Source organism: Anaerocolumna sp. MB42-C2 (assembly GCF_030913705.1).
Classification (GTDB): Bacteria; Bacillota; Clostridia; order Lachnospirales; family Lachnospiraceae; genus Anaerocolumna.
In genome coordinates this window covers 2,602,620-2,627,977 of sequence record NZ_CP133190.1, presented here as the reverse complement: position 1 = coordinate 2,627,977, position 25,358 = coordinate 2,602,620, and the positions used below count along the sequence as shown (strand labels likewise).

Genomic DNA, 25,358 nt, shown 5'->3' with positions numbered 1-25,358 from the left:
TTATGGAGAAAGTAAAAAGTGTGGGAAAAGCTCAAATTGGTATCTATGGATTGGGAAACTTTGCATCACAGCTGTCATGGACAATGGTTAGCTCGTATCTGATTTTATTCTACACCGATGTATTTGGACTTGCTACAGGTGCTGTAGCACTATTAATGTTAATTGCTAAAATATGGGACGGAATTAACGATCCGATGATGGGCGCTATCATGGAAAGAACCCATACCAGATGGGGAAGGTTTCGGCCGTACATAGCAATCGGTGCACCAGCACTGGTTATATTTACAATCTTAACATTCACAGTCCCAGGTTTTGGAAGTACCGGTAAATTAATATATGCTTATGTTACCTATATTGGTCTTGGCATGAGTTATACCGTTGTCAATGTACCTTATACTGCAATGCCTGCAGTTATGACAAATGACCCGAAAAAGATTAATCGTTTATATGCCGCGCAGATGATTGGTATGACCGTTGGTATGATTGTATTAAATCTGTTTACGCTTCCTTTGGTTAAATATTTTGGAAATGGTGTGCAGTCTGACGGGTATCAGAAGACGGCTGCTATCTTTGCTTTGGTTGCACTTCCTATCTTTTGGCTGGTGGCTGCTCTATGTAAAGAAAATATTACAGTCAAAAAGGAACAACAGGTTCCATTAAAGACAACTGTGAAGGCAATTGCGAAGAACAAGAACTTAATGATGGTTATTCTTTATACGATTATTTCAATGGCAGGTTTATTCGGCAGAATCGGTGTTGCTGTATACTTCTACATTTATTGTGTTAAGGATTTCCGGTTTATTACGGTATTTATGATGATGCAGATGATTGTCGGTACAATAGTAATGCCTTTTGCTCCTAAGTTCATTGAAAGATTCGGTAAGAAAACAACCTGTATCATAGCAATGTTAATTCAGGCAATCGGTATGGCAATGATTTTCTTCGGACCTTATACTAACATACCGTATCTATTTGTAAGCCATATCGTTTATGGTTTGGGTTATATTGCAGGACCTTGCGGAAGTGCAATGATCATTGATTCAATTGATGATTACGATATTAAACATAATATTAGAAGTGACGGTACGGCATTTGCTATGAATGGCCTTGGGACAAAGGTTGCATCCGCTATAGGAAGTGCTTTGGGAATTGCTATTATTGGGTGGTTTGGTTATGTGGCCGGACAGGATCCAACTCCCGGGGTACAAAATGGAATTAATATTTCAGCAAACTTAATACCTATGTTTTTCTTCCTGATTTCCATTATTCCGTTGATCTTTTATAATTTACCTGAGAGCAAAATGACTGATATCAGAGAAAAAATAGCAGCTAGAAATGCAGCTGGATCAGTGAATCAACAGGAATAACAGGCGTGAAAGAAATATAGTTAATGATATAAGGATAAGCGCATAGTTGGCATTGCTGTGCGCTTATTCCTGATTTAGTAACTATCATGCAGGACGGAGAAATAATGAATATAAGCTGACAGATAAATTAATTAGGCAAAGGGGACATATTATATGAGCAATAAAAAAGTTGCATTATCCGTTTTTATGATAGCATTTGCGTTCGGATTAAATATTACAGGTATTATGCCGGTATTAGGAGTACTCAATGAGAATTATCAATCTCAGGGAACAAGTGCTGTTCAGTTGTTGCAGACAATACCTTATGTATTACTGATCATAGGTTCTCTGCTCATTGGGTGGTTAACAACAAGATTAAGTAAAAAAACGATTGCAGCCATTGGCCTCTTTATTATCGGGCTGTGTGGGGTAATGCCGTTCTTTATCAAAGACTATTCCTTTATGTTCACAACAAGGCTTTTGATTGGTTTTGGATTTGGTATTGTCTCACCAATCAATGCAGCAATCATAGCTGAATTCTTTAAAGCAGAAGAACGGGCTGCATATATCGGAATACATGTTGTGGGTATGGGTTTTGGCAGTATGGTAAGTAATCTTCTAGGAGGTATACTGGCTGGGTTAGGCTACCGGTATTACTTCTTAGTATATGTAATAGCGTTTGTATCCATGGCCGGTATTATAATACTGCTTCCCCATACTCCGCCGGTAAGTGAGGCAAAGGAAAAAACAATGAAATTAAATGGAAAAGTGTATATTATTTCGGTGTTATCATTTTTGCATACTTTGTTTATAACCTCTTACAGTACCAATATCGGGATTTATGTATTAGAGAAGATAAGCAGTAATACTGCCGTAACAGGAGTTGTAACGGCAATCAATGCGGCATTTGCATTAATCATTGGTGCGGTATTTGCTAAAATATCAAAGATATTTCATAAATTTACCCTTCCTTTTGCTGTCTTATTGGCGGCTTCCGGTTATGCATCAATTTTATTTATTCCAGGATTAACCGGGGTATATTTCGGCAGTGCTTTATGCGGTATGTCGTTAAGTTGTTTTATGGCGCAGGCGACTTATATAATTTCAATTATTGTAGATGAAAAAGCGGTTGCTAAGGCCAGTGGAATATTTGCTGTAATTGGAGGAATTGGCGGTTTGATTTCACCGATTATAATAAAATATTTGTCGGAGGGTTTTTTGAAAAAAAATTCAGCTGCGAATCAATTCATTATCAGTCTGATTGGTATGGCAGTTCTATGTGTAATCACATTTGTATTTTCTCAAAAACAGTCGAATCGGCCCAAAGAGATGAAATAACCGAGCCAATATTATAAATGGAGGAGATAAAAATGGCAATTATTACAATCGATGGAATTTCGTTGAATGTACCAGATAATAAAAATGTTTTGGATTGTGCGTTAGATGCAGGCATTTACATTCCGCATCTATGCCATCATCCAAATTTAAGTGAACTTGGTTCTTGCCGCATGTGTATTGTTGAAGTGGAGGGAGAACAGGGAATTGTTACTTCCTGTACCCTGAAAGCTAAGGATGGAATGAAGATCAGGACCAATAGTCAGGAGATAACAAGACTTCGAAAACTGGCAATGGAATTATTATTAACCGGGCATCCGGAAGACTGCACTACCTGCCCTAAGTATGGTCAATGTGAATTGCAGGCACTTATTCAATATATAGGACCTAAAACAGGCCGTTTGAAAATGCGTACCAAGGGGTTTCAGGCAGAGGAACGAAATCCGCTATTGATTCATGACATGAACCGATGTGTTCTCTGCGGAAGATGTGTACGTGCATGTAATGAACTAAGAGGTGTTAAAGTGTTACAGTATCGAAAAAAGGAACTGGAATCCTATGTCGGAACACTACATAATCAGTTACTGATAGATTCTGACTGTAGATTTTGCGGTGCTTGTGCAGAAGTATGTCCAACCGGTACAATTAGAGATAAATTACAGCTGTCAGCTTCCAATACTAGCAGAGAAGATACCTTAGTTCCATGTAAATATGCGTGTCCCGCTCATACAGATATACCCAGATATGTACGGTATGTAAAAGATGGAAAATACGATGAAGCAACAGCAGTGATTCGGGAGAAAGTTCCGTTCCCGAAAACTCTCGGATATATCTGTTCCCATGCCTGTGAGCAGGAATGCAATAGAAAAGAACTCAATGAACCTATGTCTATCAGAAATTTAAAGCGATATGCAGCGGAACATGATACCGGATTATATTGGAAGGGAAAAGGTAAGCAGTTAGAGAACACCGGTAAAAAGGTTTGTGTTATCGGGGCCGGTCCTGCCGGTTTGACGGCAGCCTATTACTTAAGAAAACAGGGGCATGAAGTTACGATTAAAGAAGCTCTTCCCGAGGCGGGAGGTATGATACGTTATGGTATACCGGCTTACCGTCTGCCAAGATCAATTATTGAGGAAGAAATAAGTGTAATTAAAGAAGCAGGAGTACAGATTACAACAAATGCAAGGATTGAAAAAATAACTGAACTATTGAAAGAATATGATGCTGTACTTACAGCAATCGGTAATCATTCAGGAGTACGTCTGCCAATGGATGGTAATGATTTGCCTGAAGTTCTGTTAAATGTTGATTTCCTAAGAAATGCAAGTATGGGGAAATATACAGGTATAGGAAGTAAAGTAATAGTGCTTGGCGGTGGGAATGTTGCATTTGACTGTGCCAGAACTGCAAGAAGGCTTGGAGCTTTGGAAGTTCATCTGGCATGTCTTGAATCGGCAGATAATATGACTGCAGATCAGGAGGAAATCTTACAGGCTAAAGAGGAAGGAATATTGATACACCCTGGTCAGACCTTTGAGAAAATTACCGGTACCGATCATGTTACCGGTATAGACTTTATGAATGTGGAATCCTTTACATTTGATGAAAATAAAAGGCCTATGATTCAAAAAGAAAAAAATTCAGAACACCATATTGATGCAGATACAGTTATTTTTGCAGTTGGACAAAGACCTGGTATTATACCGGAAGCAGGTCTTCCCCTGAGAAAAGGGAACTTAATCATTGTAAAGGATAATTCTACTGCTACAGGGGTGAACGGTATATTCGCTGCAGGTGATGGAATCTATGGAACAAAATCTGTTATAATGGCGGTTGCTTCAGGAAGATCAGCGGCAATAGAAATTGACCGGTATCTGGGCGGGGATGGAGACATTACAGAAATACTGGCACCCAGTGATAATGTCAAGCCTTATATCGGGCAATTTAAGGAGTTTGGATATCAATCTCGTAAACATTCATCAGTTCTTGCTCCAGAAGAAAGAAAAGACAACTTTAATCTTGTTGATCTGGGGTTAGAGACCGGAGAGGTATGTGGGGAAGCAGGAAGATGTTTGCAGTGTGACTTAAGGTTAAAAATTGAAAAGCCCAGGTTATGGGGTGATTTCAATAGTAAGGAAGTGAATCAGCCATGAATACATTGGATAAAGTCAAAAAGATGAAACCGGAAGACATAATACAAAAACTTGTATCAGCCGGGTTAAAAGACTATGGTGTGCACCGGGAGAAGCTATCGGAAAAGCTTGATGCTGCTATGGCAGAAAGCCATAAGACAGGTAATTCAATGAAATTAGTAGCTGCCTTAGATAATAGCGACACATCCGGTGTACTTCTGGATATCCTGAAAGAAAACCCTGTAAAGATTATGGAGGGGTTAAGTATAATAGCCTATTCTTTAAATATAAAGGATAAAATAATCTGTATTCCGGAATATGCAGAAGCATATGTCAGTGAACTGCAGGCAACTGCAAATACCTATGGGATAGATATCAATCTTGGACTTGTAGACCATCGGCATTATAAAGGGAGCCTGATTATTCATCTGATTACCGCAGGTGAAATAGTAGAATATTTGAATAACGAATATAGCTGCGGAGTTTATGTATCAGTCAATGGACAACAATTAAGAAAAGTTTTACCGGATATAAAGATATCGGATCTTTTATCGGGAGTTGAGGAGATTAAGGCACTGAGGCTTGGCGGTCGAATTTATAAACCGGATGCCCTGAACCTAACGGTAGAACAAGCAAATATCACGAATGGGGTTATACAATCATTTACTCACAATGATTGTATGATCTGTGAAACAGAAAAACTTTTATCAGCTTCAAGACAGCAAAGCTGCGGCAGGTGTGTTTTTTGCAGAGAAGGTTTAATTCAGCTGCAGAATATGCACAAAGACATTACGGAGGGTAAGGGTAAACTTGATTATATCCCGATAATCAATGAAATTGGAGATGCGATGGCATATAGTACAAACTGTTCTCTTGGTCAGACATCTTCAGATATAGCATTAAGTGTTTTAAATAATTTTAATGAAGAATATGAAACTCATATTAAAAAGAAAATTTGTCAGGCAAATGTTTGTACAGCATTAACAGGTATCTATATCGATCCTGAAATTTGTCAGGGCTGCGGAGATTGTATGGATATATGTCCCACGGATTGTATCGCAGGAAAAAGTGGATATATACATATGATTGATGAATTTGATTGTACAAAATGCGGAAGATGTATTGAAGTCTGCGAAGCAGGTGCAATTAAAAAGTCTGTCGGTAAGCTTCCGAAATTACCGGATCGACTGACTAAGTGCGGAAGATTTAAAAAAAGGTAGGCATTTATATTTCTTGCAGCATATAATTGAAGTATTAAAACTTAAGAATTATTGCTTAATTTAGCATAGAAAGAGGAATCAGACTTTCGGGTTTGATTTCTTTTTTTATCAGGTGATACGGGAGAAGCTGTGTTGGTATGTGGGTGCTGCGAATACTATTTAGAATATTTTCGAAATACAATTGACATTAATTGGTACGAGCGGTAATATTGTATTTAGAAAAAAATCTAACAAAAAAGTGAGGTAAATATGGGGAAAAGTAAAATTGTTACGACTGTAGTGCTGCTTTTTATATTAATATTTAATAGTTACTCTTTACAGGTTTTTGCAGAGACTAATCATGATATATCCGATGTAATAAATAATCCGCAAGTAAAGCAGATGATAAAAGATGCCATGGAGGATGAAAATGCACCGGGTGTATCAATAGTGATAACAGATGGATCGGATGCGAGCTATTATAATTTTGGTTATGCTGATATAAATGATGGGAAAAAAGCAACTGAGAATACCCTATACGAACTTGGCTCAACAACAAAAGCATTTACAGCCCTTGCCGTACTTATTCTGGAGGATGATGGGGTAATATCCATTGATGATAATGTATCAAAATATGTACCGTGGTTTCATGTGAGATATCAGGACCAAAATGTGAAAGTGACGATAAAACAATTACTTCAGCATACCAGTGGGTTACGCAGTAGCATAATGAATCATTTCCCGGAAGGAACGTCAGAAGATCTCCTTGAAGAAACGGTCAGACTTACGGAGGGAACAGAGCTTGATTTTATGCCGGGTACACAATACGAATATGCTAATATTGGGTATGATCTGCTGGCATATATAATAGAAGCCGTAACAGGAGAAAAATATGAAGACTTTGTTACAGATAGAATTCTGTTTCCTCTGGGAATGAAAAATAGTACTTTTGATTATCCATATGCAATCAATACCGGTAAAATGGCCCAAGGTTATTCGCAGTTTTTTATGAAAGCAAGAGAATATAATGCTCCCCGCTATCAGGGATGCCTGGCTGACGGATATTTAATAACCTGTTCTTCTGATATGGGTTTATGGTTAAATGCTCAAATGGGGGGAGAGGATGTACCGGAACAATTGTCAAGATTAATTAAAAAATCTCATGAAATAGAGGAAGATAATACAATCGTAATAAGTCAATTTAGAAAGAAGCCGGTTTATTATACATATGGCTGGGAAACATCAGCAGATGGGAAAATGATTACTCATAGTGGCAGTAACCCAAGTTATTCATCAAACATTATCATAATGCCTGAAACTGGTAGATCAGTATGTGTTATGTCCAATATTCAAGGTAATCACACGGTTGATATATCTCAGAACATTATGAGGGCTTTTTTGGGTGAGAGTTCGTATCGACAGAATTCAATAAATGGGCCGTTAGATAAATTTCTAAGTATAGGTATTGTTATAGGAGCAGTACTTATTATCCTAATTATAATTCGGCAAAAGACGTCAAAAAAAGATGTCTCTAAAAAGAGGAAGTCCAAAACTAAATTTAAAAAATCCCTGTTAATAATGAAAGGTGTATTATGTCTTGGAATGACGTTAGCTTTAGGGTTCTGGCCATACCTGGCCGGTTATAACTATTACATGGTATGGGTGTGGATGCCCCGGACATTAATTATTTGCAGTTTTGTTTTTTTGCTGCTTTTTTTACTATTATTGATATCAGCTCTCTTAGAATTATTCAATTTGCATCCCCGGCGTTCGCAAGTTTAACATTTTCGGACCAAAGTATACAAATTATGCAGAGCTAATAGTTTACTCATGCGTTCAAGCTATTTAGAAAAATATCTAAATAGTCATTGACAGTAAGTGGTAATAGAAGTAAAATGTATTTAGATAAAATCCTAAATAGAAAGAGGTGATTTAATGGGATTACCCTTGGTGTGATTCTCTGCTCACAGGATTCATTATGATATTAAGTTCGTTCGGCAGGTATCCTTTTGTTAAGATATTTACCGTTATTGTAACATTAAGAGTTCTTATCTTAATTATTTACTCACTGTATTTCTGAAGTAGTACATAAATAAAATTATATTAAAGCGAAGGAGTAATGATATGCTTACAATTGCAAAGAAATTTAAATTAATTTTAACATTTACTATTGTAATGGTTTTAAGTCTCAGCGTGAGCAATAACCCAATAAGAGTTATTGCAAAAAGTAATACCGGTAACACAACAAATACATCAAATAATAAAGCGGTTTTAGAAAAGCGCACTTCCAATTATGTATCTCAATTTATAAAGGGGAATTTCGATGACTTTTATAAAGATTCTGCCGAACAGATAAGAAAGAGTATTACAAAAAGTGCGTTGAAACAAGGCTGGGATGAGATAATGGTACAGACCGGCAAACCTGGCAAGGTTATTAGCTGCAAGTATTCCCAGAAGGAAAACATGAGTATCGTAGCGGAAGAGGTTGAATGCACACTTTATAATATAATTATAACAATCAGCTATAATTCTAGTGGTGTACCTGTTGGCATTTGGACTAATTTTGTACCAAAGGCTCCGCCGAAACCTCAGACTTCAGATAAGTGGGAAGAAATTCCGGTCACTGTCGGTGAGAAAAAACTGCCGGGTATGCTCACCCTGCCAAAAGGTGTGCAGAAACCTCCGGTAGTTATAATGATACAAGGTTCCGGAGCTCATGACATGAATGAGTCGCTTGGACCTGTACCAAACCGCCCATTCGAAGATATTGCTTTTGGTCTTGCCGAACAAGGGATAGCAACACTTCGTTATAATAAATCTACCTATCAATATCCTGCCGATGGAGGGGATACAATTGAATATGAGGTGCTGGATGATGCGGCGGCTGCAGTTAAAATGCTCTGTAATGATAAAAGGGTGGATACAGAACGGATCTATTTATTAGGACACAGTCTTGGTGGAATGCTGGCACCTAAAATTGCTAACGATAATTTCCAAATAAAAGGTTTTATATCGATGGCCGGCTCCTTACGCTCCTTACAGGACATAATGCTTGACCAGTGCAAAGCAGCAATCGATGCGGAAAATACACTAACCGAACAGCAAAAAAATGATTCACTTAAGCAGATTGAAGCTGAGATTGAAAAAACAAAAGCCAAAGATGCAACCGGTACGGATTATATCCTGGGCGCTACAGGAAACTACTGGAAAAGTCTTAACGACATTGACAGCATGGCAATAGTAAAAAATTTAGAAGTTCCAATGCTTATTCTGCAGGGCAGTGCTGATTTTCAAATCTATCCGGACAAAGACTATAAACTATGGCAGACGACTCTGGAAGGACGTAATAATGTTACTTATCACCTCTATGAGGGTCTTAGCCATCTGTTTATGCCCAACCAGATTTCAGCAAACGGAATTCCCGATATTTCAGTTTATTATGCCCCAAACCATGTAGAACCTCAGGTAATTATGGATATTGCTGCATGGATTAATGGATTATGAGAAATAAACTGGACTAAAATCTGAATCAGGAATCAAGGCTTAAAGAAAAGTAAAGACACAGGGAAAGATAGTTGCCTATCAACCCTGTGTCTTTTGGCTTTTATAAAATAAATACGAATATAAAAACGGCAGCAATACCAGACCTATAACTACAGCAGTCAGTAAATTCGGTATCTGAATAAACGCATTGATAATGATAATAAAACCACCGGTCACCCAGACAAAACCGGAAAAACGATGGGTCCGGTTCCAATTATCATCATTATCCAATGTCCATGGAAGTTTAATGCCTATAGTGTAGTTCTGCTTGCATTTGGGTAGATAATTTCCGCAGATTACGATTACAACACCGGTAATTGCCGTCGTGAGCATGATGATTGGTATTTTTCTCTCCATAGCTCCAAATAATGTGACCGGAACCATTATTACAGATAGAAGCGAAACAAGCCATCTTGTGATCGCCCGAAGTGAGGAAGATGCATTTTCAACCTTTGGATCTTTGCTCACACGAAAATTTGTATATAAATTGATTATGGCTAACAGAAGTGGGATACCGAATGCTGCGATCACCTTCGGAACATAGTTATCGGGATTCCCGGAGATATCAAAATGTACTGCCACCTGTTGGGGAAGTTTTTCATATACGGCAGCCGAGAGAACCATCGGCAGGAGACATAGAATAGTCGACAAAATAGTTGTTTTATTTTTCATCCTCATTTCCTCCAAACTGTGAAAACCACAGCATAACTTCTTCAAAGACCGAAGTATTTAATTCATAATAAATATAGTTCTTATACTTGCTTTCAGTTACCAGCCCCGCTTTTTTCAACTGTGACAAATGATATGAAATTGTAGCGCCGGTCATAGCAAACTCTTTGCCAATATCGCCCGCGGATAATTTACCGTTGCGAAGCATAACTAATATCTCCCGCCGCACCGGGTCTGACAAAGCTTTAAAAGTTTCCGCAAACCCCAAAGAACTGCCTCCTTCATTCTATTTAGAATTATGTCTAAATAGATTATATATCCGATTATTCAATAAGTCAACTATGATATCATTATTTGCTGATTTTTATCAGAGATTTTTTAGTTTGATATCTATACTGAATATATTCGTTACTGTTCACAGGTTAATAAACGCGACGTGTTTTTTGTGAGTGTATTGTCACAGAAAACCGGAGAATTGCAGCGCCAAAACGCTGTTTTCGCGTTTTGTGTGCATCGCGAAGCGTGTTATTGTTCACGGAACTGCTGCTTTTTGCAGGGGAGTGAACAGTAACATATATTCTGATTTTAACATGGATTTAACAGGATTGCTATTGTAAAGCGTAGAAAAGTAAAGTATAATACTGCTAATATTTTCAGCAATGTCGTAAAGGAGCAAATAATAATAGTTTACCGCAGTGTGGAAAGGAAGATGACGATTATGAAATTCAGAACAATTGGAACGAAAATGCTAGTTACTTTATTAACCGTAAGTCTGCTTTCAATGATTTTATTATCTATTGTCAGTTATACCAGCAGTAAAGCTATTATCGATAATCAGATACAGCAAAATATGAATGCCGAGCTGGAGGCGCAGATCAATAATATTCTGTTAAAGACAGAAAAGATTTCTACCATTGCGTCTCAGATAGCCAGAAATGTTGAATCCAATTATACGACAACGAAACTAACCCAATACGAGGATATGCTGGGTAAAGTCATATTTGAAAGCAATCTGGCTTTTGGCGGTGGTATCTGGTTTGAACCCTATGTTTATGATAAGCAGGAAAAGTATGTTGGACCCTATGCATATAAGGATAAAGATGCTCCGGTGGTCACTTATGATTACAGTAACGAAGAATATGATTATTTAAGTTATGATTGGTATAAAAATGCCATAGATTCTAAAGAACCTGTATTTTCGGAGCTTTATTATGATTCCACCCTGGATACAACTATGGCTACCTGTGCAGTACCCATGTATGACAGAAGTGAGAAATTCCTTGGAGTTATCACCATTGATATGGAGATATCCTCCATACAGGATATGATAAATAAGGTTACCATTGGGAAAAAAGGTAAGATTACCTTACTTACAGATGACGGACTCTATATATCAAATGAAGATCCGTCTAAAATTATGACTGCCAATATTAAAGAAGAAGAGAATAAATCCCTCGCATCCATGGGGCAGGTTATGCTGCAAAAAGACAACGGAACCGGTGAGTTTGATATGAAAGGTATCGTTTATAAAACATATTACAGTAGGGTCGGGAATCTGGGGTGGAGGATTATGATCCAGATGCCTGAGTCGGAGATGAATCAACCATTAGATACTTTATTATTTAAGTTGATTACGATCTGTACGGCAGGTCTGTTGTTATTATTTGCAGTAATTATTTTGCTGGTTCGAGGAGTAATAAAAAATATTAAAGTAGTTAACCGGTTTGCACTTAGCCTGGCTGACGGTGATTTTTCAGTTCAGGGAGTTAATATAAAGACAAAAGATGAGTTCGGACAGATGGGACAAGCACTGAATCAGATGCTTCAGAATAATAAAGCAGTGATACAGACTATGAAAGACAATTCCCAGGATATCCGTAAAACCAGCATCCAACTGGATGAGATTATGAAAAAATTGTCAAATAATTTTAATCAGATTGATTCAGCGATACAAAATATTAACGAAGATATCATAAGTTCCAGTGCCGCAACAGAAGAAGTGAATGCCTCAGTAGAAGAGGTGAATGCATTTATCAATATCCTGTCCCAGGAGACGGTCATCAGCCATAATAAGGCTTATGCAATTAAAGGCAGGGCCTAAGAAGTTCAGAAAAGAAGCAGTACTTCCTTTGATCAGGTTATGGAGCTATCTGAAAAGAATGAGAAACAATTAGATAAAAGTATGGAAGATGCTAAAATAGTTGAATCAATAGGAATCATGGCAGCAGCTATTTCCAAAATAGCCGAACAGGTTAACCTGCTGTCATTAAATGCTTCCATCGAAGCTGCCAGAGCCGGAGAACAGGGCAAAGGATTTGCAGTAGTGGCGAAAGAGATTGGTAAGCTGGCAGACCAGACAACTAAAACCGTAAATGAAATTACTCAAACTACGGATAAAGTTCAGCTAGCCTTTCATAACCTCCTTGAAAATGCAAGGCAGATGTTAACTTTTATCCGGGAGATTGTAACGCCTGATTATAAAGTTTTTGTGGAGATGGGTAACCAATATGAACTGGATGCAAATGATATACAGACAACAGCAACAAAAATCTCTGATATGACCAATAATATTGAGCGTATAATAAGCGAAGTTGCAGCAGCAATACAGGGTATTGCGGCAGATACAGAGAAGACAACAGCAGGAAGTTATGATATCTTAAAAAGTATGCAGGAAGCTTCTGTTGTTTTGGATAATATCAGAAAAGCAGTGGTGAATGAAAAGGAAATGTTAGGGGAATTGGATCATATAGTAAATAAATTTAAATTAGAGTAATTAATACAGTATAATCGTAAGTACGCCATCTAAAGCATATTCACAAAATGACGATTGTTGATACATACATTGCAGTGTTAATTAAAATATAACTAAATGGCTCCTTTTAAACGGGGGCCATTTTTTAAGCGTTGTGCAGCATAAAAGATGAAACTGCAATAATGGATTGTTCAAGTAAGGCATAAGTGCTATAATTTTCATGGTAATGGAATAGTGTATTTTGTGAAATCAGGATTTGAAAGGGGATCGATATGAAAAAAAAGTTATTTCTTGTGTTAATGCTATTATATTCAGTTATAGGGTTATGTGCGTGCTCGGCAAAGGTGAATGAAGATAATCAGAATACCAATCCGCAAGAGAGGTATACGAAAGAAGATAAGACTGAGAGAGTATCCACTGACGAGGGAAAAGAATCTTCGATTGAAAATAAAAATGAGAAGACAGAGGATTCTTCAACTGATGACCTTGGTTCGCCTGCCTCGGACGTTACTCTTGTAGAAAATCGAATCATACAAGATCAATCATTTGATGTAAAGCTGAATGACTGGGGTAACGTGAGGTTTATTTCCTATGAACCGGATAATAGTAATGATTTTGAGGATGTTTCATTTTTTTTAATGAAAAATAATAGTGTGATATATTCTTTCCCATATTATTGTGAAAATAACAGTACAGAAAATTATGTGGGTCTTTATGATAGTGTGGCAGCAGTGGGTTTTTGTGATGTGAATAAGGATAATATCAAGGATGTAATCGTTATAATTAATTATATCACAGGTGCCGGTCCTCAAGGTATGGTTCCGCGGCCCAGAGCCAGAATATTTTTAGCTGATAAAAAAGAATTTAATCTGGCAAATGATTTGATTGATGATATAACAAATAATATAGAGGAAAAAGACCTGACAATTTCCGCTATCTGTAATTATCTAAAAGAAAAGTAAGGATATAAAAATGAACACAGAATTGTTGCGGTTTGAGGAGGGTTCGTTTAAAAAAGAAAATATGATACCTCAATTTAATACTAAGGTAAGTGCAATGAATTAAATTCTTACAACTTATTTAAATCACTTTTACAGAATAAACAAGATAAGGATCTTGAAATTAATTGTAAAGGTGATTTTTAATTTGATTTTAATAGAATTTAAAGTTAGATTTAAATAATATCCTGTATAACAATATTATAGTACTTTAAATACAAAGGTTAAGACATTTTATTTTCTTACGGCATAATACGGAAGGACTGAGATTAAATACCTTTTGAATATATTGGGGAATAATGGTATAATGAAAGAAACACGGATTGTGATAATTCGTTAACATATTCCAGAGCGGTTTCTTTATTTCCACTTAATTAAACGTATAGGAAAATAGAATAAGGGGTGTTTTTTATGATGACGATATATTTATGTTTCCTTGCCGGAGGCGCAGTACTTCCAATTATCAGTTTTATTTTAGGAAGCCTGAGTGATGGGCTTGATTCGGATGTTGATATGGGTAATCTAGATACCCATGTAGATCTAGATACTCATGTAGATCTAGATACGCATGTAGATCTTGACACGCATACGGACATAGGGATAAATACGAATACAGTGTTCTCAATTGGTTTGTTTCCTTCCTCATTAATGTCACTGTCAGCACTTGCAATTACATTTGGTGCCGTAGGCGGAATAATGACATACGGCGGGAAAGGAAAAGGAATTACTTTTGCCACAGCAATCATTACCGGATACATAGCGTCTGTCATAATACAAACATTGATAAAGACATTAAAGAAAGTTCAAACGCATAGTTACGGAATCGACGAAAATGAATTACTTTTATATGACGGAAAGGTAGTGGATACGATACTGCCGGGTCAATTAGGAACGGTAAGCTTTACTACATTACAAAATGTAATGGTAAGTTACCCGGCCAGGTGTAATGATGGAAGTGTCAGACTGGAAACAGGAAAGGTTGTTAAGACAATTGAGTTAAAAAATGGCGTTGTAATCGTTGAAGCGAAAAATAAGTACGAGTAATAAATGCTTTGAGCATTATTATATAATAATATTAAATGGAGGTAATACAATGGTTTTTTTAACAGAGTACTTAGGGGCATCTAATCTTGTTCCGATCATTATTACAGTTGTAGCTGTCGTGGCGGGATTGGCCATACTGTCAAGTATATTCCGCATGTGGAAGAAGGTCCCTCAGGATAAGGCAATGGTAGTTACCGGTATGAAGAAGAGAATCATTACAGGCGGAGGCGGTTTGGTTCTTCCGGTTTTGGAAAGGACCGATACAATTTCCCTGGGCAACATACAATTAAATGTAAATACATCCCAGACGATGTCCTCACAGGGAGTACCAATTGATGTAGCCGGCACTGCCGTAATAAAAGTAAGAAATACTCATGAAAGCATTTATGCTGCCATAGAGCAATTTACAGGAACTAATGAAAGTCAGATTCAAAATTCCATATCAGAACAGGTTACTCTTATACTTGAGGGTAAACTCCGGGAGATTGTAGCCTCCATGACGGTTGAACAGATCTATAACGATCGGGAAGCTTTTTCGGCTAAAGTACAGGAAGTTGTCGGGACTAAGATTGGTGAGATGGGACTTGAACTGAAAGATTTCTCCATTAAGGATGTAAATGATACGAATGGATACATAAGAGCTCTTGGTGCGAAGCAAATCGCCGAAAAGAAAAAAGATGCGGAGATTGCTCAGGCAATGGCACTGAAAGAAGAGTCCATTAAGAAATCAGAAGCTACAAAAGAGGGAGAAAAAGCCCGTTTGGAAGCCCAGACACAAGTAAGTGCTGCTTTAAAAGAAAAGGAAGTTCAGGAAGCACAGTACAGAAGTGAACAGGAATCTGCAAAGGCTAAGGCGGATGCCGCCTATGAAATTCAGAAAAGTATTACGAACAAAGAAGTAATCGCGGCTCAGATGGAAGCGGATATTTTAAAAGAATTAAAACAAAAAGAATTACAGGAAGCACAATTACAAGTTGAGATTGCAAGAGAACAAAAACAGACAGAACTGGAACAACGCCGTGCAGAGAAGACACGTGAAGAGTTAAAAGTTAAGATTGTTGAACCTGCCAATGCCGACAGACAGCAAAAACAGGCACAGGCAGATGCAGTAAAATATACCAGGATTGCCGAAGCGGAAGCGAGAGCCGAAGCGAGAAAAGCGGAAGCGAATGCGGAAGCAGAAGCAAAAAAGGCAGAAGCAAAAGCCGAAGCTGAAGCAATCAAGTTAAAGGCGGAAGCGGAAGCAAATGCAGAGACTGTTAGCGGTGAATCCAGAGCAAAAGCAATAGCGGCCGTAGGTCTTGCGGAAGCGGAAGCAATCAAAGCAAAAGGTCTTGCAGAAGCAGAAGCGATGGAGAAAAAAGCAGAAGCATATAAGAAGTATACCGGTGCGGCTATGGCGGATAAATTAATAGAAAAATTGCCTGATATTGCGAAAGCAATTGCGGAACCTCTTAGCCAGATCTCAGATATTAAAATCTATGGCGGAGGTATTGATAATGTATCGGACAATGTCCCCACCGTATTGGCAAAAGTATTTGATACGGTACAAAGTTCAGTCGGTATTGATATGAAAAACATTGTTATGGCTGACAGCCTTGAAGCGAAAACCACTAAGAATGTCAATGTCACCGGTGTAGATGAAGTTCTTAATAATAGCATAGGTAATAATAGTAAAGCAGGTAAGTAGAACATAATCCTATTTAGATTGTTTTAACATAGTCAGAACAGGGCTGTTAATGAGCGGTTTTTAACGTGAGTTGGCAGCCCTGTATTCTAGTGTGCCAAGCATGGCACTAATCTAACTGGTGCAAGTCCAGTCGCGGGTATTTACCGCCAAGTGTAGCGAACCACAAGTTGGTATCAGTAATGGTATGGATGAAGGAAGTGGTGTAGCAAAGTTCTTGAGCCTACGTACAGAAACTTGATAAGGCGATTAGGTGGGTAAGGTTGCTAGACAAACCAAAGCCCAAATGGTAAACGTAAACCGAAGTTGTAAATCAAGAGGTTGTGGAACGAAAGATTAGTGTCTTACCTTGGGAGACCCTACCCACATATCATAGATGTGGTCGAAAAAGGTTTAGGGAGGGAGTCAGATGAAGTTATAGTAGGTGTAATAACCGAAGGACTGAAACGATTTATAGTACAAATCGTTATTAAGAGAATAATACGCAAGCCAGAAATCGGATGGATAAAGAAAGTAGGAACGTAACCAATGACAATTATCTATATCCAGAGGGGTGATGTGTATAAATTTAGTAATAAGCAGAGGAGTAACAACAGTGGAATTAATAGATATGATTACATCGAAAGAAAACCTAAACAGAGCCTATAAAAAGGTGGTGGCGAATAAAGGTGCAAGTGGAGTAGATGGAATGACTGTAGATGAACTTGGTGCATACATCAGAGAAAATAAAGACACAATCGTACAGTCAATTCGAAACAGAACCTATATGCCCAAGCCAGTGCGTAGAGCATACATTCCAAAGGATAATGGGAAGAAAAGACCACTGGGAATACCAACGGTTTTGGACAGAGTGATACAACAAGCCATTGCACAATCGATATCTGATATTTATGAAGAAATATTTAGTGAATTCAGTTATGGGTTCAGACCTGGAAGAAGTTGCCATAACGCTATAAAGCAAGCATTGGATTATCTTAATGAGGGATATGAATGGGTCATTGATGTTGATATAGAACAATTCTTTGATACGGTGAATCATGACAAATTAATTCAGATTCTTAGAGAACAAGTAAATGACAGTACAACATTAAATCTGATTCGCAAATATTTAAGAGCAGGAGTAATGGAAAAAGGACTGGAAAAAGCAACAATCACCGGTGTTCCACAAGGCGGACCGTTGTCGGTTGTGTTGTCGAACGTCTACCTTGATAAGCTAGATAAAGAGCTGGAACAAAGAGGTCTGCGTTTCACGAGATATGCCGACGATGCATTGATATTCACGAGAAGTGAATTGGCGGCAAACAGAGTGATGAAGTCCATAACAGAGTGGATTGAAAGAAAGCTGTTCCTAAAGGTGAATGCAACAAAGACTAAGGTAGTCAGACCGACAAGGAGTAAATATCTAGGATTTACATTTCTGAAACATGGTGGCGAATGGAAAGTGAAACCAACCACAGAGAAGAAAAAGAAACTGAAACAGAAAATGAGTGAATACCTCAAAAGAAACAAAGCGATTTCACGACCGCTTGCGGAAACAACAAAGAGAGTGAATGAAATAGTAAGAGGATGGATTAACTATTTCAGAATCGGAATGATGAAACAGTTCATGGAAGAGTTTGGAACATGGCTTAGGCATAAAATAAGAGTAATTGTTATAAAACAATGGAAAATGCCTAAGACGATATACAGAAATTTATGTTATCTAAATCGAAAAAATAAGAATGGATTCGACCATGAGGCAATCTATAAAGTTGCAAATTCAAGACTGGGTTGGTACAGAAGAAGTGGAATGAACGTAGTGAATTTTATTATCAGCCCAGATTTGCTTGAAAACAAAATAAAGGACAATGCAGGTTTGCTCAATCCTTTAAATTATTATCTAAGAAAAGTTGGAATATAAGTTGTAGAGCCGTATACGTGACCCGTATGTACGGTTCAACGGGAGGGAAATAATGTTAACCATTATTTCTCTACCCTATTTCTTTTTTTGAATCTGCTTCATCAATAAAATCCATTAGCATTTGAATAAGAAACTGTAAATCCCGGGTTTCATATTTTATTAGAAAATTATTAACTCTTATGTCATTTTCCCTATGCATTACCTCATGAAGATTAAAAAGTTCTTTACCAAGAGGGGTTATACGAAACAGAGGGAATCCTCCAACAAGGTCCCTAAGCGTTTTTTTAATACTTGTAATAGGATTATCGTTGTGTATTTCCACCCTCTCTATTTTTGGATGAAGAATCACCACTGACAGTATTTCGTGCTTTTTCGGTATTATTGATTACGGAATTACCGTTGCCTTTACCTGCACTTTTTTTATTGCTTACTTTATTACTCATGACTTTACCTCTTTCTTAGAATATATAGGATAGTATTTACCAATATTTTTAGGGTATACTTTTGTACTGTAATTAATTGTAAAGTCATTAAAGTGTTCCGGGATCTTGGTTCTTCCGGGTAAAAGATACCTAAATTAGCAATGACATAGAGGATATTAGGTACATAAGAGAACTAAATATTATAAATGAATCCGCAGCCGGGTTTAGAGCAACAGACTTCAGAAAGAGAAGACTGTTTACAGGTTGATTTTAAAGTCTTTTATATCATGGTACAAGATCCGGAATCTACCCGGTGAGGTGCCGATATATTTTCTGAATACTTTACTGAAATAATTGGAACTTTCATAACCAGCCATATTGGCGATGGCATGGGCGGTAAGGTTTGTAGACAGTAACAATTCTGCGGCATATTCAATTCTCAGTTTAGTCATGTAGTTCCAGGGAGATATCCCCATAATCCTGGTAAAGGTGTGGTTAAAATGATATTTTGACATATTAATGAAGCTTGAAATTTCATCCAGGGAGTGAATCCTGTGAAAATTATCTTTCATATATTGAATGGATTTATCTATGTTACTATTCCCAAGACTTAAGTTATTGTATTGAGAATTCAGGCTTCTATAGAGTTTCATGACAAATTCATAGGCGATATAAGAGGTTTGATAGCCATCCGTTATTTTACCGCCGGCAGCAGACCAATAGATTTCCCATAAATACTTAATAATCTCTTCCTGCCCCTTAAAGTGTATAACCGCACCAAACTGTTCCTGAATTTTATCCCATTCTAAAAAGGCATAATCCCCTGTTAGTGTAATAAATATAAACTCCCATTTATCACTGCTTTTCGGAAGATAATAACGGTGTTCACCGGGAATCGCAGTAATAAATGCATAACCCTCTTCAAGGATATGTTTTTGACTGTTCAATTCTAATATTCCATAACCGGACAAGGTATATTGAAAGATACAGTTACCATTTTCACCAGGCCGGCTCATCCCATCAAAATCATAATCGGAAGAGGTCTGTATCTGCCAGCCTAAAGAGTATATTTGTGCGGGGGGTGATTGAGGTGCTTTTATGAAGCGATAACCAAAGGATTTATGTTTGGAATCGTTGTTTTTTTGAAGCAATATTTTACCCTCCTTGAAGCATTATATTACTGTTGTCTAAGACTTTATTAAATGCTAATATGATTATATGTTATAATCACAAGGATTACTATAGCCGGAGAAAAAAATAATATTATAATTAACTGCTTTTCCTGGCGCAGTATTTGGCACAATACGTATGAAAGGGTGGGATTAATGAAAAGCAATATGGAGAAAGAACTGTTAGAGGGAGAATACTGGTGGGGTGGAATCGTGCAGGACGGGATTTATATGCCCTATAAAGAAATAAATTTTATGAGAGATTTGAATAAGGAGCAGTTATATAATCAGAGTTCACCTCTGTTATTATCTAATAAAGGCCGTTACATCTGGAGCGAAACCCCTTTTTCTTATTCTTTTCATGATAACAAAATAACTTTGGATTCCGGTGATGAGATCATATTCAGCGAAGGTTATGGAGATTTAAGAGGAGCTTTTCTACATGCATCAAGAAGTTATTTTCCATCCGATGGAAGAATTACTGATTCGTTGCTCTTTACCGCTCCACAGTATAATACCTGGATAGAGATGATGTATGAACCGACCCAGGAGAAAGTATTAGCTTATGCCAAGTCGATTATAGATAACAGTATGGCACCGGGGGTACTTATTATTGATGATAATTGGCAGGAGGATTATGGTGTGTGGAGGTTCCATCCGGGCCGTTTCCCGGAACCGGATGTTATGATCGATAAACTGCATAAAATGGGATTTAAAGTAATGCTTTGGGTGTGCAATTTCATTAGTGCGGACAGCCTCACTTCCAGAATAGCTCATAATCATGGTTATCTGGTGAAAAATATGGATGGAGATCCTGCAATTGCAAAATGGTGGAATGGTTACAGCACAATGTTAGATATAACCAATGAGGAGGCAGTTAATTGGTTTAAGGAGCAGCTGAATGTTCTTATGCAAAAGCAGGGTGTTGATGGATTTAAGTTTGATGCAGGTGATTTAGATCAATTTAGAGATGATTTTATTTGCAGTAAAGTAACAGATGGACTTAAATATTCTGAAAAATGGGCTCAAATCGGTTTGACATATTCCTTAAATGAATACCGTGCCTGCTGGAAGATGGGAGGAAAACCATTAGCACAGCGGCTTAGTGATAAAAATCACAGCTGGGAGGTTAAGGGCGGTCTTGGCAGCCTTATTTCCAATGGCCTTGCGCAAGGTCTTCTGGGTTATGCCTTTACTTGTCCGGATATGATTGGCGGAGGTGAATATAAAGATTTCCTTGATATAGAGAATATTGATCAGAAACTGATCGTCCGGAATGCAGAGTGCGCCGCATTATTTCCTATGATGCAGTTCTCCATAGCGCCTTGGAGAGTACTGGATGAAATTCATCTTGCGATATGTGTTGAAATGGCAAAACTGCATCAAAAGTTCGGGGGAAAAATCCTGGAATTAGCAAAAGAAGCTTCCGTAAGCGGTGAACCTATCATCAGACCTATGGAGTATGTTTTTCCCCACAAGGGTTACGAGAAAATAAATGATCAATTCATGTTAGGGGATAACATCTTAGTTGCACCGGTAATTATTAAAGGTGCTGTTACGAAGAATGTAGTTTTCCCCGAGGGAGTCTGGGTTGGAGATGATAACAGTATAGTTAACGGGCCATGTACATTATTGGTAGAAGCACCGTTAGAAAGACTGCCATGGTATGAAAAACAATAGGTATTGATAGAAGAGTATCTGTCTTAATGATGAATGGAGGTTTTAAAAAAGGGTTCAAAGTATGAAAACTTTGAACCTTTTTTCTGCTTTTAAGCTCCTTTGTTACATTATTTTATTTAGTATAGGTATAAAAATCGGCGGCACATTCTGCATCAAAGTATACTGCCAGAATATAAAAGGTTTTGGAATTTTTGACCTCAAAATCCAGGAATCTCATGTCCTGAACATAAAAGGGTTTATTGCTGCCATCCATAAGTGTTCTCAAGTGCCCGTTTTCCATATTGATTCGATAGATACCTGTTTTCTTCAGGATATACATATATTTTCCTGAAACTGCGTAATCATAGTTATATTGGGAGCCTAATTCCTCGGAGTAATCATGCAGCTTAATGAGGTAGCCGTAATCTGGAAGATGTATTATATTAATGACTTTACCTGCGTCAGAATCAATTACGATAATATTATCTTCAGAGTAATCCTGCATGTATATAAGCTTACCGTTAACTTTTACATCTCCGGAAGAAGGATAATAACCAGTATCATATTCTCTGATAATTTTACCGGAGGCCAGATCAAGGAGCTGCAGGTTGTTATATAACCGCAGATTGTTTGGTGTGTACCAATCCCCCCAAACCTTTTGAGAAGAGGTATCGGCGGAATCATACGTTTTAAGCAACACCTTACCGTCTGATAATAAATAGAATCCGGCACATTGGCTGTCTGTAAGATCGGAAATACAAACCTTTTGTTTTATTTTCAGCGATTTATCCAATTGATAAATATAAAACTTATCCTCGTATTGAACAGATATATACCAGTTTCCATTAGAATCTCTTTTAATTTCTTCGGTGTCATGTTTTTTTAATGGGTTAGCTTTTGTACCGCTATCTGTATAGCGGTAAGAGTTTGTAATCCATTTCCCCTCCGACCAGGTGAGTACCCTTAAGGAGTATTCATCCTCTGGGGTAGATTTCTGGGTTTTCCATTTACCACCAATCCATGCATATAATTTCTCATTTTTAAAAGAATCCGGATCATAGTGGATTGTATTATAGCAGACCGGAGTTTTATCCGCCATTTGCTCCATGGAGAATATTCCCTGGGCGGTATTGCCATTGTAAAAAGTATCATAAACATTATAGTGCTTTTGCTTGTACTGATTAAGCATATCAGGTTCTTTCATTTCATTTAATTTTAAAACCGGATCTTTTTCATTAAGCGGAAATGTCCGCCCTGCAGTTATAAGATTTTTGGTTTTGTTATAAAAAGTTTCGTCAATTCCCCTAAGAGCATCTGCTGTCATTTTATTTAATAAATCGGAATAGGAAGTTTCATTACAACTATTATTATTAAGATTATACTGTAAAAAGACAGCCAGACCGAAACCCGCCAGAGGAGTAGGGGTGGAGTCAGGATTAGTAAAATTGAGCTGTTTTTCATCTGCAATATCAGCGTAGTACATATTGGTCCAGACCTGACGTGCTGATATCATGTTTAATCCTGCAGATTCCAAATCACTTTTTAATACAGAATGTTTAAATACACTCTCATCGGAGGCTTGATAGTATGCTAAAGCAATATTTGCACCGGCTTTTTTATATGCTTCTAATCTCTCAAAATTAACAGTTGTAGGCTGCAACCCAACCAGAATAACTTTATCTACATCAGCAATTATAGATATAGCTGCCTGATCGTTCAAAACGGTTGATATACTATAGGAGTAGATACAGTCCACTGTGGAATGCCCTGCAGAATCGCCCAGGTATTTATAAAATTCTGCAACTTTTGATTTAACCATGTTATAATTCATGATAAAGACGATATGAGAAGTAGTGTCGTTTATGTTATAATCGACTGATTCAGGAACTGTTGTGACTGTTAATGGTCCATGTGTCACAGCAAGCTTTATGCTGTAAACCTGGATTGTTTTGCGGCCTTTTTTATAATCAAATATAAGATCGGTTGTACCCTCACCTGCTGCTGTAACATAGCCGTGCATATCTGTGTCTGCCACTGAGGTATCGCTTGAGTGCCAGCGGCCTTTGGATATATTTTTATCGGTTGAATAATTGTTAATATCTAAATCCAAACTTTGACCAACATAAAGTCTTAATATTTCTTCAGTACTTGCACTTGCAGTCAGCGTTGAAGAAAATTCAACTGATATAACCAGAGTTAATGCTAAAGTAAATGATAAAACCGCTATTATTTTTCTGAAATTAATCATAGAAACCCCCACTTAAATATTCTATTTCTTTTGGTATATGTTCCCTCAAAACTATTATGACCTCCATAAGTACAACATATGGATTGATCTAATAATATTTACATTTAATTATACAATATTTGCCAAACATATGCAATAAATTGCCAACATCTATTAACAAGCCAGGCTCTGGCGCTGACGCGCTGTCACGACAGTGACATCTTCCTTAAGCGCGTCATGTGCATCCTGCCGGTCGGGCTTTTTTATGCAATAGGACGCAATTTCCTATTGCATAAAAAAAACTCCGGCAAGTTTATCCTTTGCCGGAGTCTTCAATAATATTATTATGCTTCCTTTATATATCGTTTCAAATTATTAAATCCAATAGTAATACCGCTTATGGTCTCTTCCATACCCTCAAATTCGATAGCGATATAACCATCAAATTCAACATTTTTTAAAGCGCGGATACAATGAAGGACTGGGACATCACCATGACCGATGATCGCACCTCTGAGATAATTACCGCTTCTTGACCTGAAAAATCCTTCTCCCGGATCCGGAAGCATGGCTGATTTTACATGAAAATCTTTGGCGTGAGCATAAAAGGTATAAGGGGCTATTTTGCCATAAGCTTTCTCCGGTTGCTCATCTGCACATAAAAAATTACCCATATCTGCCAGTAATCCAAAATTCTCATGACCTACCGCATTATATAATTTTTCTACTCTGTCACTATCCTGACAGAAATAACCGTGGTTTTCAACCGTAGTTTTAATGCCTTTGGCAGCAGCGTAGACTGTCACCTCTCTGCAGGCATCTGCAATGATTGGTAATATGGCATCAAATGACTTGCCATCCCCCCTTGTAGCATCATGTCGAATTAATTTTGCACCCAGGATTTCCGCAATATCCACCATCTTTTTCACACGCTCTATTTCGAGCTCAGTATTACCGCCGCTGCCAGTTAAAAAATCAGCGCCAAAGGTAAAACTGGATATAGGTAATTCCAAGCGTTTACATTCCTTGGATAAAACTTTTGCATACTCTTCTTTTGATACACCGTCCGGTGCAAGAATATCTACAAATTCAATGGCATCAAAGCCAATTTCCTTAGCCTTACTGATACAGTCAAGCTGTGTCATTTCACCTGAAGATAACAATTTATTAAAGCTGTACGAACTAACGGATATTTTCATATTTAAGTAACCTCTCTTGCTGTTTTGCGCCGTGTTTTGTTCCTATAATATAACTTAGCTTAAGTTGTTTTTAA

The 25,358-nt window shown here is 37.6% G+C and carries 19 protein-coding genes; 13 read left to right on the top strand and 6 right to left on the bottom strand.

Annotation, left to right across the window (positions count from 1 at the left end; all coding sequences use genetic code 11):
• The first annotated feature begins 2 nt into the window (after nucleotides 1-2).
• From RBU59_RS11490 to RBU59_RS11465, 6 genes are all read left to right on the top strand, one after another.
• Entirely contained in the window at nucleotides 3-1,367 is a 1,365-nt protein-coding gene (locus RBU59_RS11490; protein ID WP_308148006.1) for an MFS transporter, read from the top strand.
• 153 nt (nucleotides 1,368-1,520) lie between these two features.
• Nucleotides 1,521-2,684, top strand: a complete 1,164-nt coding sequence (locus RBU59_RS11485; RefSeq protein WP_308148005.1) for an MFS transporter — start codon at nucleotides 1,521-1,523, stop codon at nucleotides 2,682-2,684.
• 32 nt (nucleotides 2,685-2,716) lie between these two features.
• Nucleotides 2,717-4,837: an FAD-dependent oxidoreductase gene (locus tag RBU59_RS11480; protein ID WP_308148004.1), complete on the top strand. Its 2,121-nt coding sequence runs from the start codon at nucleotides 2,717-2,719 to the stop codon at nucleotides 4,835-4,837.
• The gene (locus RBU59_RS11475) at nucleotides 4,834-6,036 is read left to right on the top strand and encodes an NADH-ubiquinone oxidoreductase-F iron-sulfur binding region domain-containing protein (RefSeq protein WP_308148003.1); all 1,203 of its coding nucleotides are present in this window, start codon (nucleotides 4,834-4,836) and stop codon (nucleotides 6,034-6,036) included. The genes RBU59_RS11480 and RBU59_RS11475 overlap by 4 nt, the downstream gene beginning before the upstream one ends.
• A gap of 249 nt (nucleotides 6,037-6,285) precedes the next feature.
• A complete protein-coding gene (locus RBU59_RS11470) occupies nucleotides 6,286-7,797 on the top strand; it encodes a serine hydrolase domain-containing protein (protein ID WP_308148002.1) in 1,512 nt (503 codons plus the stop codon).
• A 342-nt stretch (nucleotides 7,798-8,139) separates the two neighbouring features.
• Nucleotides 8,140-9,519: an alpha/beta hydrolase gene (locus tag RBU59_RS11465; RefSeq protein ID WP_308148001.1), complete on the top strand. Its 1,380-nt coding sequence runs from the start codon at nucleotides 8,140-8,142 to the stop codon at nucleotides 9,517-9,519.
• A gap of 78 nt (nucleotides 9,520-9,597) precedes the next feature.
• Here RBU59_RS11465 and RBU59_RS11460 read toward each other — a convergent pair whose 3' ends face one another.
• Both RBU59_RS11460 and RBU59_RS11455 read right to left on the bottom strand, forming a co-directional pair.
• The gene (locus RBU59_RS11460; RefSeq protein WP_308148000.1) at nucleotides 9,598-10,230 is read right to left on the bottom strand and encodes an SdpI family protein; all 633 of its coding nucleotides are present in this window, start codon (nucleotides 10,228-10,230) and stop codon (nucleotides 9,598-9,600) included.
• Complete coding sequence (locus RBU59_RS11455) at nucleotides 10,220-10,495, bottom strand: autorepressor SdpR family transcription factor (RefSeq protein WP_308147999.1); 276 nt, start codon at nucleotides 10,493-10,495, stop codon at nucleotides 10,220-10,222. Before RBU59_RS11455 ends, RBU59_RS11460 begins: the two co-directional genes overlap by 11 nt.
• 450 nt (nucleotides 10,496-10,945) lie before the next feature.
• Here RBU59_RS11455 and RBU59_RS11450 point away from each other — a divergent pair, with 450 nt between their 5' ends.
• From RBU59_RS11450 to ltrA, 6 genes are all read left to right on the top strand, one after another.
• The gene (locus RBU59_RS11450; RefSeq protein ID WP_308147998.1) at nucleotides 10,946-12,328 is read left to right on the top strand and encodes a methyl-accepting chemotaxis protein; all 1,383 of its coding nucleotides are present in this window, start codon (nucleotides 10,946-10,948) and stop codon (nucleotides 12,326-12,328) included.
• A gap of 39 nt (nucleotides 12,329-12,367) precedes the next feature.
• Nucleotides 12,368-13,000, top strand: a complete 633-nt coding sequence (locus RBU59_RS11445) for a methyl-accepting chemotaxis protein (protein WP_308147997.1) — start codon at nucleotides 12,368-12,370, stop codon at nucleotides 12,998-13,000.
• 251 nt (nucleotides 13,001-13,251) lie between these two features.
• Entirely contained in the window at nucleotides 13,252-13,941 is a 690-nt protein-coding gene (locus tag RBU59_RS11440) for a hypothetical protein (protein WP_308147996.1), read from the top strand.
• Nucleotides 13,942-14,388: 447 nt separating this feature from the next.
• Nucleotides 14,389-15,021, top strand: a complete 633-nt coding sequence (locus RBU59_RS11435) for a hypothetical protein (protein ID WP_308147995.1) — start codon at nucleotides 14,389-14,391, stop codon at nucleotides 15,019-15,021.
• 49 nt (nucleotides 15,022-15,070) lie between these two features.
• Nucleotides 15,071-16,711 carry a flotillin family protein gene (locus tag RBU59_RS11430; RefSeq protein ID WP_308147994.1) on the top strand — a complete coding sequence of 547 codons (1,641 nt, stop codon included), beginning with the start codon at nucleotides 15,071-15,073 and terminating at the stop codon, nucleotides 16,709-16,711.
• Nucleotides 16,712-17,303: 592 nt separating this feature from the next.
• Nucleotides 17,304-18,608 carry a group II intron reverse transcriptase/maturase gene (gene ltrA / locus RBU59_RS11425; RefSeq protein ID WP_308144086.1) on the top strand — a complete coding sequence of 435 codons (1,305 nt, stop codon included), beginning with the start codon at nucleotides 17,304-17,306 and terminating at the stop codon, nucleotides 18,606-18,608.
• Between the two features lie 302 nt (nucleotides 18,609-18,910).
• Here ltrA and RBU59_RS11420 read toward each other — a convergent pair whose 3' ends face one another.
• Both RBU59_RS11420 and RBU59_RS11415 read right to left on the bottom strand, forming a co-directional pair.
• Entirely contained in the window at nucleotides 18,911-19,051 is a 141-nt protein-coding gene (locus tag RBU59_RS11420; protein WP_308147993.1) for a hypothetical protein, read from the bottom strand.
• 236 nt (nucleotides 19,052-19,287) lie between these two features.
• A complete protein-coding gene (locus RBU59_RS11415; RefSeq protein ID WP_308147992.1) occupies nucleotides 19,288-20,181 on the bottom strand; it encodes an AraC family transcriptional regulator in 894 nt (297 codons plus the stop codon).
• Nucleotides 20,182-20,355: 174 nt separating this feature from the next.
• Between RBU59_RS11415 and RBU59_RS11410 the strand changes: the two genes are divergently transcribed.
• A complete protein-coding gene (locus RBU59_RS11410; RefSeq protein ID WP_308147991.1) occupies nucleotides 20,356-21,879 on the top strand; it encodes a glycoside hydrolase family 31 protein in 1,524 nt (507 codons plus the stop codon).
• Between the two features lie 112 nt (nucleotides 21,880-21,991).
• On the opposite strand, the gene RBU59_RS11405 is transcribed toward RBU59_RS11410, so the two are convergent.
• Together RBU59_RS11405 and RBU59_RS11400 are read right to left on the bottom strand one after the other, a co-directional pair.
• On the bottom strand, nucleotides 21,992-24,106 hold the full coding sequence (locus RBU59_RS11405) for an Ig-like domain-containing protein (protein WP_308147990.1): 2,115 nt from the start codon (nucleotides 24,104-24,106) through the stop codon (nucleotides 21,992-21,994).
• Nucleotides 24,107-24,429: 323 nt separating this feature from the next.
• On the bottom strand, nucleotides 24,430-25,284 hold the full coding sequence (locus tag RBU59_RS11400; protein WP_308147989.1) for a sugar phosphate isomerase/epimerase family protein: 855 nt from the start codon (nucleotides 25,282-25,284) through the stop codon (nucleotides 24,430-24,432).
• Nucleotides 25,285-25,358 lie beyond the last annotated feature (74 nt).

Excerpts from the sequence above, each read along its gene's own strand:
- RBU59_RS11470 (WP_308148002.1), top strand. The coding sequence starts at position 6,286 with ATGGGGAAAAGTAAAATTGTTACGACTGTAGTGCTGCTTTTTATATTA.
- RBU59_RS11400 (WP_308147989.1), bottom strand. The coding sequence starts at position 25,284 with ATGAAAATATCCGTTAGTTCGTACAGCTTTAATAAATTGTTATCTTCA.
- RBU59_RS11405 (WP_308147990.1), bottom strand. The coding sequence starts at position 24,106 with ATGATTAATTTCAGAAAAATAATAGCGGTTTTATCATTTACTTTAGCA.
- RBU59_RS11435 (WP_308147995.1), top strand. The coding sequence starts at position 14,389 with ATGATGACGATATATTTATGTTTCCTTGCCGGAGGCGCAGTACTTCCA.
- RBU59_RS11480 (WP_308148004.1), top strand. The coding sequence starts at position 2,717 with ATGGCAATTATTACAATCGATGGAATTTCGTTGAATGTACCAGATAAT.
- RBU59_RS11475 (WP_308148003.1), top strand. The coding sequence starts at position 4,834 with ATGAATACATTGGATAAAGTCAAAAAGATGAAACCGGAAGACATAATA.
- RBU59_RS11490 (WP_308148006.1), top strand. The coding sequence starts at position 3 with ATGGAGAAAGTAAAAAGTGTGGGAAAAGCTCAAATTGGTATCTATGGA.
- RBU59_RS11410 (WP_308147991.1), top strand. The coding sequence starts at position 20,356 with ATGAAAAGCAATATGGAGAAAGAACTGTTAGAGGGAGAATACTGGTGG.
- RBU59_RS11440 (WP_308147996.1), top strand. The coding sequence starts at position 13,252 with ATGAAAAAAAAGTTATTTCTTGTGTTAATGCTATTATATTCAGTTATA.
- RBU59_RS11450 (WP_308147998.1), top strand. The coding sequence starts at position 10,946 with ATGAAATTCAGAACAATTGGAACGAAAATGCTAGTTACTTTATTAACC.
- RBU59_RS11420 (WP_308147993.1), bottom strand. The coding sequence starts at position 19,051 with ATGAGTAATAAAGTAAGCAATAAAAAAAGTGCAGGTAAAGGCAACGGT.
- RBU59_RS11430 (WP_308147994.1), top strand. The coding sequence starts at position 15,071 with ATGGTTTTTTTAACAGAGTACTTAGGGGCATCTAATCTTGTTCCGATC.
- RBU59_RS11445 (WP_308147997.1), top strand. The coding sequence starts at position 12,368 with ATGGAGCTATCTGAAAAGAATGAGAAACAATTAGATAAAAGTATGGAA.
- RBU59_RS11465 (WP_308148001.1), top strand. The coding sequence starts at position 8,140 with ATGCTTACAATTGCAAAGAAATTTAAATTAATTTTAACATTTACTATT.
- RBU59_RS11460 (WP_308148000.1), bottom strand. The coding sequence starts at position 10,230 with ATGAAAAATAAAACAACTATTTTGTCGACTATTCTATGTCTCCTGCCG.
- RBU59_RS11485 (WP_308148005.1), top strand. The coding sequence starts at position 1,521 with ATGAGCAATAAAAAAGTTGCATTATCCGTTTTTATGATAGCATTTGCG.